Below are 10,173 nucleotides of genomic sequence, written 5' to 3'. Positions count from 1 at the left end.
CCGAAGGCTAACCCACCCGGGCCGCCCCGAACAAAACAATCGCGTCAACGGATCCCGTCCGCGAAGTCGTCCGGTAGAAGCGTGTGTCACCCACGGGAACCGGGGTAGCCGGACGGGTTGACGACCCGAACATCCCGGAACCCGGAAGCATCCGTATGACCACTGTGCAGCCTTCGCCCCTCACCCTCACCCTGGACAGCCGCGACCACGCCGTCGTGGTGCGCGTCGGGGGCGACCTCGATTACGCGGGCCACGACGAGTTCCTCCATGCCGTCACCACGCTGCTGGCCCGCCGCCACGCCGCCCGGCACCCGGTCCGCGAGCTGCGCCTGGACTTCTCCGGGCTCCGGGGCGTCGACTCCTCGGGCCTGTCCGCGCTGCTGCGGATCCGCCGCCGTACGGACGAGGCGGGCATCGCGCTGCACCTGGACGAGCGCCCCGCCGCCCTGGAGCGCCTGCTGGAGATGACCGGCACCCTGGAACTGCTCACCGCCCCGCCCGTGCGACCCGGCGTGGGGGCACGCCCGACGGGTTCCTGAGCGCGGCCCACGAGGCCGGACGCCGCTGAATGCGGTTGTCGCCGCAGGGTAGTTGGTGCGGTGAGAGCCCGTTCGTGAACCGGTTGGCGAGCCGTTCGTGACCTGTTCGTGGCCCGTTCACCAGGGGAGGCCCCCGTTCGCCAGGGGAGGAAGGAGCAGCGTGACCATCGACAGCGTCTGGTCGTATCCGCCGCAGGTCGCACGTCCGCGGGAACTGGACCTGACCGGCTTCGCGGTCGTCGCCACCGACGGGACCGTCGGCCATGTGGACCGCGAGGCGGACCCCGCCGGGATGCGGCACCTGGTCGTGGACACCGGGGTGTGGGTGTTCGGCAAGAGCGTGCTGGTGCCGGCCGGCGTGATCGCCGGCATAGACCCCGGGGAGCGCAGGGTGACGGTGGCCTGCTCGCGGGCGGAGATCAAGGCGGCGCCGCGCTTCCGCACCGACAGCGAGACCAGGGACCCCGGCTACCTCACGAGCGTGGGGGCGTACTATCACGGGCTGCCGCCACACGACGCGGCCACCGCCTGACCGGCGCCCCGCGCCCGGCCGGGCGCGCCGCTCCTATGCTGGAGCGGCCCACGGGCGCGTGAAGCCGCCCGGGGGTCCGGGCCCGCGGGGCCCGGGCGGCAGGAGCGAGCTCGCCACCGGGCGAGGCGGCGACGGAGGTGCCCCGGGCAGTGACCGAACGGTGAGAAGCGAGGAGCGACAGCGGGCGGAGGCCGGCGCCGGGCAGGGCCCGGCCGCGGTGACCAGCGCGGCCGAGGCGCGCGCGTACGCGCGGTCGGTGGTGCGGGAGAAATGGGACTCGCCGCTGCGAACGGCCCGCGAGGAGGACGTCGTCGACCTGCTGCTGGTCGTCTCCGAGCTGGTCACCAATGCCATCCGGCACGGCCAGGGGCTCGCCGGCTTCGATGCGGCGGTGGACGGCGACGGCGTACGGGTGGTGGTGCGCGACCGCAGCGACGTGGTCCCGCGCGGCGCGCTGGGCTCGGGCGAGCTGCCGCGCGGCCACCACGGCAGCGGCTACGGCTGGCCGCTGATCGTCCGGCTGGCCAGGGAGATCGCCGTCGACCGCCTCGACGGGGGCGGCAAGAGCGTCAGCGTCCTGGTGCCGCTGCGGGAGAGCGGCCGGCCGGACACCGCGTGAGAGCGCCGGCCACGGGCCGGTGTCTCACCAGGGCAGGAAGACGTGTACGTCCTTGCCGTGGTCGTTGACCACGACGCTGACCTGGTCGCACAGTGTGTGCACGAGGTGCCAGCCGATGCCGCCGCCACCGCGGCTGGGGTGGAAGGGACGCGGGGCCGGGGGAGTGGTGCTGGTGTCGCTCAGCGTCACGTGCACCCCGTCGAAGGTCCGGCGCATGCTCAGCGCGAAGGGACCCGGCGCGTACTGCACGGCGTTCGCGGCGAGCTCCGTGACGACCAGCAGTATGTCGTCGAAGTGCTCGGGGGCGGCCGGCAGCGAGGACTGCGCGAGGTCGTCGAGGAACTCCTCCGCGGCGAGGCGTGCACCCGTCACGTGGTGCAGCTCACCCGCGAAGCGAGCTGTGCGGCTCGGAATCCCCTCGGTAGCCAGTGTGTCGTCCCAATGCGGCTCGGTTGCCATCTCGCCTTTCCGGCCCGGTGCGCGCCGGGCGTCGTCCTTCTTTTCCCTTCCGTACCACAGTCTTGTTCCCAAGCGCGCGAAGCCTACGCGTCGCTCTCACCCCGCCGGCCCGCCGCGGCCGCCCGCGCCGCGCGCCGGTACGCGGCGACCAGCGTCCGGTGGGCACGGCCGGCGCGGGCCGACGCGGTGAGCAGGACGGGCAGGGCGAGCGCCAGGACGCACGCGGGCACCCACAGCCGCACGGCGGCGCTCCACGCGGCCACCGCGCCCACGGGGACGGCGAACAGGGCGCACAGCAGTTGCCGGCGGCGGTGGTGCGTCATGGGGGCGACTCTCTCACGCCGCGCCGGCGGCATGGTCGGCCGGAGGCCTGACGCCCTCCCCGCCCGGGAACGCCGACGTCGTTCCAGAAGACGCGCCGGACGCACGCGACAGCAGGTCTCGCGCACGGCCCGCGTCACGCCTGCCCGCGCCGATCAGCGGAAGACGTTGTCCGAGTCGTCCCAGTCGGCCGCAGCGTCGGCCGCCGCGCTCCGCCGCCCCGCACGGCCGCGCGCCTGGTACATGGCGTCGATCTCGAAGGCGTAGTGGCGCACGATCGCGTCCCGCCGCAGCTTCATCGACGGGGTGAGCAGCCCGCTGGCCACGTCGAACGGCTCGGGCAGGACACGGAAGACGCGAATGGACTCCGAGCGGGACACCGCGCTGTTGGCGGCCGCGACGGCCCGCCCGATCTCCTCCCGCAGCGCGTTCTCCTCACGGGCCTCGCGGCCCGGGGCGTCGCCCGGCAGCGCCAGCGCGGCGCGCCAGTGGATGAGGAAGTCCGGGTCGAGGGTGATCAGCGCCCCCACGCACGGCCGGTTGTCGCCGACGACCACCGCCTGGTGGACCAGCGGGTGCGCCCGCAGCCGCTGCTCCAGCGGGGCGGGCGCCACGCTCTTGCCGCCGCTGGTGATGATGACGTCCTTCTTGCGCCCGGTGATCGTCAGGTAGCCCTCGGCGTCCAGGTGCCCGATGTCGCCCGTGGCCAGCCAGCCGCCGCGCAGCGCGGCCCGGCTGGCGGCCTCGTCGCCCACGTACCCCTGGAACACCGACGGCCCGTGCACGAGGATCTCCCCGTCGTCGGCGACCTCGATCACCGTGCCCGGCAGCGCCTTGCCGACCGTGCCGGACTTCTCCGCGCCCAGCGGCTGCATGGTGATGCCGCCGGCGGTCTCGGTGAGCCCGTAGCCGTCGTGCACGTAGATGCCGATGCCCTCGTAGAACAGGGACAGTTCGCGGCTGAGCGGGGAGCCGCCCGACGTCGCGCGGACGACCCTGCCGCCGAGCGCGGCGCGCAGCTTGCGGTACACCGTCCGCTCGTAGAGGGCGTGCTGGAGGCGCAGGTCGAATCCGGGGCCCGAGCCGCGTCCGGTGCGCTGGCGCTCCAGGGCCTCGGCGAAGTCCCGCGCGGTGCCCGCGGCCCGCTCGAACAGGGCGCCGCGGCCCGACTGCTGCGCGGCGCGCAGGAAGTTCTTGTAGATCTTCTCGAAGACCGACGGCACGGCGTAGAAGTACGTCGGCCGGAAGGAGCGCAGGGCGGAGGCGAGGGCCGCCTCGCCCAGCTCGGGTTCATGGCCCATCAGGATGCCGCCCCGGATGCAGAGCCCCTGGATCATCAGGCCGTACACGTGGGAGAACGGCAGGAAGGCGAGGACGGAGCCCTGCTCGCCGGGCGGTGCCGCGGTGTGACCCCAGCCCGCCAGGAGCGTGTCGCAGGGGCTGGCCAGCGCGCGGTGGCTGAGCGCGCAGCCCAGGGCGCGCCCGGAGGTGCCGGAGGTGTAGGCGATCACCGCCGTGGCGTCCGGCAGCACGATCCGGCGCAGGGAGTCGACGGTGGTCGGGGGGATGCGCGCGCCGCGCTCCACCAGGTGCGCCAGCGCCCCCGCGTCCAGCTGCCACACGTGCCGCAGCCGCGGCAGGGTCGCGCACACCGAGCCGACGGTCATCACGCCCTGCTCGTCCTCGACGACGACGGCCACGCACCCGGAGTCCCGCAGGATGTGCTCCACCTGCTCGCGCGAGGACGTCGGATAGACGGGCACCACCTCGGCCCCGACCGCCCACAGCGCGTAGGACAGGACCGTCCACTCGTAGCGGGTGCGGGCCATGACCGCCACACGGTGGCCGGGGGAGATGCCGCAGGCCACCAGGCCGCGGGCGAGGTCGCAGACCTGGTCCCGCAGCTCCACGGCGGTCACCTCCTCCCAGACCGGCGAGGCGGGGTCCGGGCGGCGCGCGAGCACCGGCAGCGTCGGCCGCAGCTCCGCGGTCTCGAAGACGCTGTCGGCGAGCCCGCCGGTCAGGGAGGTGACGGCGGACGGAGCGAGGGCGAAGTCGCGCATGCGCTGCTCCTGGGGTTCACGGAGGGTGACTCCGCCGATGAGTACCGTTGTCGAGCGGGTCGAATGTAGCCCAGGCGGGCGCGCCCCGGGAGGGCGAACCGGGAAGTGGTGCCGTTTCGTTGATCTCGGGCGGATCGGGGGACTCGGGGCCCATGAGTTACGTCAATCCGGACCCCGATCCCCGCAGCACCCCCGGACTCGAACCGGGGGGCGGTGTGCCGCCCGGCGAGACCCCGCCGGCGGAGAGCAGCATGCCCGAGGCCGGTCCCCGCCAGCGGGACAGCACGTCCCGGGGCTGGGCGAAGGCCCCCCTCACCCTCATCCTCCTGCTCGTCCTGGTGATGGCCGTCGGCTTCCTGGCTTACGCCCTCGGGCTGATCTTCTGAGGACCGCCGCACCGGCGTGCGGGGTTCAGCCCTGGGTGCGCCGCACGCACTCCGTGACGACGTCCCGCAGGCCCTTGCCGTCCTCCAGCAGTTCGCGCTGCACCCGGGCGCCGTTGCCGCGGCGCAGCAGTTCCCCGACGGCCTCCTCGGCCGGGCGCAGGTCGCCGGTGGCCTCCAGCGCGTCGGCGACGTGCTCCAGCAGCGCCCGCAGCACGGCCTCGGCCGGCAGGCGCCGCATGGTCGCCGGGTGCAGCAGCTCCCGGGCGAGCCCGGCGCGGGCGGCCTGCCACGAGGCCAGCCTGAGCAGGCTCACACTGTGGTCCACCGGTTCGCCGCCCGCCCGCCAGTCGCGGGCCGCCGTCTCCACCAGGCCGCGGGCGAGGGTGGCGATCAGCTGGGCGGTGTCCGCGTGCAGGCACACGTCCGCGACCCTGATCTCCACGGTGGGGTACCGCTCCGAGAGCCGGGCGTCGAAGTACGCCATCTTCTCGTCGAGGATCACCCCGGTGGCCACCATGTCCGCCACCCGCCGGTGGTACCGCTCCGGCGACCCGAACAGCTCGGTCGGGCCGGCCGACGGCCAGCGGTCCCACACCCGGCTGCGGTAGCTGTCGTAACGGCTGTCCTGCCCCTGCCAGAACGGTGAGTTGGCGCTGATGGCCAGCAGCACCGGCAGCCACGGGCGGATGCGGTCCACGACCGCGACGCCCTCCTCGTCGGACTCCACGGCGACATGCACGTGCATGCCGCACACCAGCTGCTCGCGGGTGGCGATGCCGTACTGGTCGGCCAGCCACTGGTAGCGGCGGTTCATGCTGATCGTGGGGCTCACCGGGAGCGGTGAGGTGGCCAGCGCGGCGACCGCGCAGCCGATCTCCCCGGCGTGCCGGGCCGCCTCCTTGCGGCAGCGGACGATCTCCTCGCCGAGCCGGGCCATGTCCGTCCGCGGATGCGTGGCGAACTCCAGCATCTGGCCGTACAGCTCCTTCTCGAACACGTCCTGGTCCGCGTCGTTGGCCTCGGCCCGGGCGAGCACCGCCGCGGACAGCGCCTTCGGCTCGCCGGTCTCCGGGTCCACCAGGAGGAGTTCCTCCTCCACTCCGACGGTCCGCACCTTCCGCCGCCCTTCCCTCACTGTGCCGTGACACCGGCAGGCCGCCGGGTCGTACGACCCCGACTGCCCCGGGACGGCGGCCGGACACCTGGGTGCGGTTCACGGATCCGGCGGCCGGCCCGGGGCGGGCCGGGCTCAGGAGGGAGCCGGGTACGGCGTGAGCCACACCGTGGCCAGCGGTGGCAGCGTGAGGGCGATGTGCCCGTCCTCCGGCTTGACCGGGTCGGGGTTGGTCACGCCGCTGCCGCCGTAGCGGGCGGCGTCGGTGTTCAGGACCTCGCACCAGGCCGTGACCTCCTCGGGCACGGCGAGGCGGTAGCCCTCGCGCACCACGGGGGAGAAGTTCGACACCGACAGCAGCGGGGCGCCGGCCGCGTCGAACCGCAGGAAGGCGTAGACGTTGTCCTCGGCCGCGTCCACGGCGACCCAGCGGAAGCCCTCCGGGCTGGTGTCGCGCTGCCACAGCGCGGGCGTGGCCCGGTAGCGCGTGTTCAGGTCGCGCACCAGGTCCCGCACCCCGCGGTGGTCGCCCGCCGCGCAGTAGCCGTCGTCCAGCAGCCACCACTCGGGCCCGTGCTTCTCGGAGAACTCCCCGCCCTGCGCGAACTCCTGCCCCATGAACAGCAGTTGCTTGCCGGGATGGGCCCACATGAAGGCGAGGTAGGCGCGGTGGTCGGCGCGCCGCTGCCACCAGTCGCCGGGCATCTTCGACACCAGCGCCTGCTTGCCGTGCACCACCTCGTCGTGCGAGATCGGCAGCACGTAGTTCTCGCTGTAGGCGTACACCATCGAGAACGTCATCTCGTGGTGGTGGTACTTGCGGTGCACCGGCTCCTTGCTCATGTACTGCAGCGAGTCGTGCATCCAGCCCATGTTCCACTTCAGCCCGAAGCCCAGCCCGCCGGCGTCCGTCGGCGCGGTCACCCCGCCCCACGCGGTGGACTCCTCGGCGATGGTGACCACGCCCGGCGCCCGCCGGTAGACGGTGGCGTTCATCTCCTGGAGGAAGGCCATGGCGTCCAGGTCCTCCCGGCCGCCGTACTGGTTGGGCGTCCACTGGCCGGAGTCGCGCGAGTAGTCGAGGTAGAGCATCGAGGCGACCGCGTCCACGCGCAGCCCGTCGATGTGGAACTCCTCGCACCAGTACACGGCGTTGGCGACCAGGAAGTTGCGCACCTCGGTCCGGGCGAAGTCGAACTCGTACGTGCCCCAGTCCGGGTGCTCGGCGCGCTGCGCGTTCCCCGGCTCGTACAGCGGGTCCCCGTCGAAGCGGGCCAGCGCCCAGTCGTCCTTGGGGAAGTGCGCCGGCACCCAGTCCATGATCACGCCGATGCCGGCCCGGTGGCAGGAGTCGACGAAGTACCGGAAGTCGTCCGGTGATCCAAGGCGCGCGGTCGGCGCGTAGTAGGACGTCACCTGGTAGCCCCAGGACGGCCCGTAGGGATGCTCGGCGACCGGCATCAGCTCCACGTGCGTGAAGCCCATGTCCTTGACGTACGCCGGGAGCTCCTCGGCGAGTTGACGGTACGTCAGCCCTGGGCGCCAGGAGGGCAGGTGCACCTCGTACACCGAGAACGGCGCCTCGTGCACCGGGGTGTCCCCGCGGTGCGCCATCCACTCGGCGTCGCCCCACTCGTGGTGCGCGGCCGTCACGACGGAGGCCGTGTCGGGGGGCACCTCGGTGCGGCGGGCCATCGGGTCGGCCTTCAGGAACCGGCCGCCGTACTGCGAGGTGATCTCGAACTTGTACTTCACGCCCTCGCCGACCCCGGGCAGGAACAGCTCCCACACCCCCGCCGCGCCGAGCGAGCGCATCGGGAACGCGGTCCCGTCCCAGTACGCGAAGTCGCAGGCCACCCGCACACCGCGGGCGTTGGGCGCCCACACCGTGAACCGGGTGCCGCGCACGCCCTGGTGGGTCATGGGCTCCGCGCCGAGCGCCCGCCACAGCTGCTCGTGCCGGCCCTCGCGGATCAGGTGCAGGTCCAGCTCGCCGAGGGCCGGCAGGAAGCGGTAGGGATCGTGGACCTCGTACTCCTCCTGCTCGTACGCGACCAGGAGCGTGTACTCGGGGATCGCCTCCAGCGGCAGCACGGCCGAGAACAGGCCGTCGCCCTCGGAGACGAGCGGGGTGCGCCCGCCGTCCGTCACCACGCTCACCGCACGGGCGAACGGGCGCAGCGCCCGGACGGCGATCCCGCCCGGCACCGGATGCGCGCCGAGCAGCGCGTGCGGGTCGTGGTGCGCGCCGGACAGCAGGCGTTCACGGTCGGCGGGGTCCAGGGGCGGGGCCGCCCCGCCCGGTCCCGCCGCGGGCGGGACGGGTCCGGACGGCTCGGGAAGTGACGTGTCGCGCAGTGCCACCGGTTCAGCCTCCTCTCACGGCGAGACGTTCGATCGCCGCCATCGGTACGGCGAGCCAGTCGGGGCGGTGCCGGGCCTCGTACAGCACTTCGTACACGGCACGGTCCGTCTCGTAGGCCCGCAGCAGGGCGTGTTTCTTGCGGGGGTCCCAGCCGGCCCGGGAGGCGTAGCCGGCGCAGTACGCCTCCCGGCAGCGGCGCGCCCACTCCGGCCGCCAGGGGCGGCGCTGGCGGGCGGCGTAGTCGAAGGAGCGCAGCATGCCCGCCACGTCCCGCACCGGGGACTCGGGGATGCGGCGCTCGGCGAGGGGACGGGACGGCTCCCCCTCGAAGTCGATGACGAACCACTCGCGCCCGGCCCGCAGCACCTGCCCCAGGTGCAGGTCGCCGTGCACGCGCTGGGCGGGCGGCCCGGCGTCGCAGCTGGCCAGCGCGGCGAACGCGGTGCGCAGCCGGGTCGTGTACGGCTTCAGCGCGGGCACGCTGTGCGCCGCGGACTCCAGGCGCTCGGTCATCGCGGCCGCCGTGCGCCCGATGTCGCGGTGCGCCCCGGTGGGGAAGGCGCCCGCCAGCGCCAGGTGCACCTCGGCGGTGGCCTGGCCCAGCTGGTGCGCCTGCGCGGTGAAGTCGTCGCCGGTGGCCAGCGCCCGCAGGGCCAGGGTCCAGCCGTCGGCCGCGTCGCGCAGGAACGGCTGGAGCACCCCGAGCGTGGCCGGCTCCGGCTGGGTGGTCCGCAGCCAGGCCACGGGGGCGGGGACACGGCTGCAGCCCTCCCGGGCCAGCGCCCAGGGCACCTCCAGGTCCGGGTTGACGCCCGGCTGGATGCGGCGGAAGACCTTCAGGATGAACTCGTCGCCGTACACGATCGAGGAGTTGGACTGCTCGACGTCCAGCAGCCTGGGCACCAGGCCGCCGGGGATGAGGACCGAGGGATCGGCCTCGAAGCGCAGCGGGCCGGAGGCGCCCGGGTGCCGCAGCCGCTCCAGGAGCAGCTGCGCCGAGCGCGGGTCGCACAGCGCGTCGTAGATGGCGAGGCCGGCCAGCGGGCCCTCGACCGGCCGGCCGATGAACGCCCGGTGCAGCCGCGGGGCCAGCTGCTGCCGCACGCCGAGCAGCAGTTGGTAGCAGTCGGCGGGCGGCGGCACCACGGTGCCGGCCGGGGCGGGGACGCCGCCGTGGCCCGTGGGGACACCGGCGTGCTCGGCGTGGACCAGAAGATGCAGACAGCCCGGGAACAGCTCCGTCATCGACAGCAGCCGCAGATCGGTGACGGGCCGGTCCTTGCCGGCGAACCAGCGCTGCCGGGGCAGCCATTCGCGCAGCAGCGACGCCAGCGAGGCCATCGGCCCGGCCAGGGACGTGGGCACGGGTGTCAGGGATGCGGTCTTCGGCATGGTCACGCCTCCTTTCGTCGGCCGCACGCTCAAGCTCGCCGGCCGATCCGGGATGCGACTCGGGTGAGCCGGAACCAGTAGAAGCCGTGTCCCGCGAGGGTCAGCAGGTAGGGGAGTTCGCCGATGGCGGGGAAGCGCACCCCGCCGATGAGCTCGACCGGGTGGCGGCCGTCGAAGGCGCGCAGGTCGAGCTCGGTGGGCTGGGCGAAGCGGGAGAAGTTGTGCACGCACAGGACCAGGTCGTCCCTGTACTCGCGCAGGAAGGCGAGCACGGAGGGGTTGGAGGACGGCAGTTCCGTGAACGAGCCGAGTCCGAAGGCGGAGTTCTGCTTGCGGATCTCGATCATGCGGCGGGTCCAGTGCAGCAGCGACGAGGGGGAGGA

The 10,173-nt window shown here is 73.7% G+C and carries 11 protein-coding genes; 4 read left to right on the top strand and 7 right to left on the bottom strand.

The window, feature by feature from the left end; translation table 11 throughout:
- Positions 1-155: 155 nt before the first annotated feature.
- The 3 genes from IE217_RS05500 to IE217_RS05490 all read left to right on the top strand — a co-directional run bounded on the left by IE217_RS05500 (position 156) and on the right by IE217_RS05490 (position 1,690).
- Positions 156-539, top strand: coding sequence for an STAS domain-containing protein (locus tag IE217_RS05500; RefSeq protein WP_190176576.1), 384 nt, complete (start codon positions 156-158; stop codon positions 537-539).
- A 160-nt stretch (positions 540-699) separates the two neighbouring features.
- Positions 700-1,071 carry a PRC-barrel domain-containing protein gene (locus tag IE217_RS05495; protein WP_190176575.1) on the top strand — a complete coding sequence of 124 codons (372 nt, stop codon included), beginning with the start codon at positions 700-702 and terminating at the stop codon, positions 1,069-1,071.
- Between the two features lie 160 nt (positions 1,072-1,231).
- A complete protein-coding gene (locus IE217_RS05490; RefSeq protein ID WP_190176574.1) occupies positions 1,232-1,690 on the top strand; it encodes an ATP-binding protein in 459 nt (152 codons plus the stop codon).
- 24 nt (positions 1,691-1,714) lie between these two features.
- Here IE217_RS05490 and IE217_RS05485 read toward each other — a convergent pair whose 3' ends face one another.
- The 3 genes from IE217_RS05485 to IE217_RS05475 all read right to left on the bottom strand — a co-directional run bounded on the left by IE217_RS05485 (position 1,715) and on the right by IE217_RS05475 (position 4,533).
- Complete coding sequence (locus IE217_RS05485; protein WP_190176573.1) at positions 1,715-2,149, bottom strand: ATP-binding protein; 435 nt, start codon at positions 2,147-2,149, stop codon at positions 1,715-1,717.
- Between the two features lie 83 nt (positions 2,150-2,232).
- Positions 2,233-2,472, bottom strand: coding sequence for a hypothetical protein (locus tag IE217_RS05480; protein ID WP_190176572.1), 240 nt, complete (start codon positions 2,470-2,472; stop codon positions 2,233-2,235).
- A gap of 153 nt (positions 2,473-2,625) precedes the next feature.
- Positions 2,626-4,533: an AMP-dependent synthetase/ligase gene (locus tag IE217_RS05475; protein WP_190176571.1), complete on the bottom strand. Its 1,908-nt coding sequence runs from the start codon at positions 4,531-4,533 to the stop codon at positions 2,626-2,628.
- A 152-nt stretch (positions 4,534-4,685) separates the two neighbouring features.
- Here IE217_RS05475 and IE217_RS05470 point away from each other — a divergent pair, with 152 nt between their 5' ends.
- Entirely contained in the window at positions 4,686-4,919 is a 234-nt protein-coding gene (locus IE217_RS05470) for a DUF6480 family protein (protein ID WP_190176570.1), read from the top strand.
- Positions 4,920-4,944: 25 nt separating this feature from the next.
- Here IE217_RS05470 and IE217_RS05465 read toward each other — a convergent pair whose 3' ends face one another.
- The 4 genes from IE217_RS05465 to IE217_RS05450 all read right to left on the bottom strand — a co-directional run.
- Entirely contained in the window at positions 4,945-6,033 is a 1,089-nt protein-coding gene (locus tag IE217_RS05465; protein WP_190176569.1) for a glutamate--cysteine ligase 2, read from the bottom strand.
- Positions 6,034-6,168: 135 nt separating this feature from the next.
- A complete protein-coding gene (glgB, locus tag IE217_RS05460) occupies positions 6,169-8,397 on the bottom strand; it encodes a 1,4-alpha-glucan branching enzyme (RefSeq protein ID WP_190176568.1) in 2,229 nt (742 codons plus the stop codon).
- A gap of 4 nt (positions 8,398-8,401) precedes the next feature.
- A complete protein-coding gene (locus tag IE217_RS05455; protein ID WP_190176567.1) occupies positions 8,402-9,790 on the bottom strand; it encodes a maltokinase N-terminal cap-like domain-containing protein in 1,389 nt (462 codons plus the stop codon).
- A 29-nt stretch (positions 9,791-9,819) separates the two neighbouring features.
- The coding region (locus IE217_RS05450) for an alpha-glucosidase C-terminal domain-containing protein (RefSeq protein WP_190176566.1) at positions 9,820-10,173 on the bottom strand (354 nt) is incomplete at its 5' end.

Source organism: Streptomyces naganishii JCM 4654 (assembly GCF_014650575.1).
Lineage (GTDB): Bacteria > Actinomycetota > Actinomycetes > Streptomycetales > Streptomycetaceae > Streptomyces > Streptomyces naganishii.
This window is presented reverse-complemented; position numbering and strand designations above follow the sequence as displayed.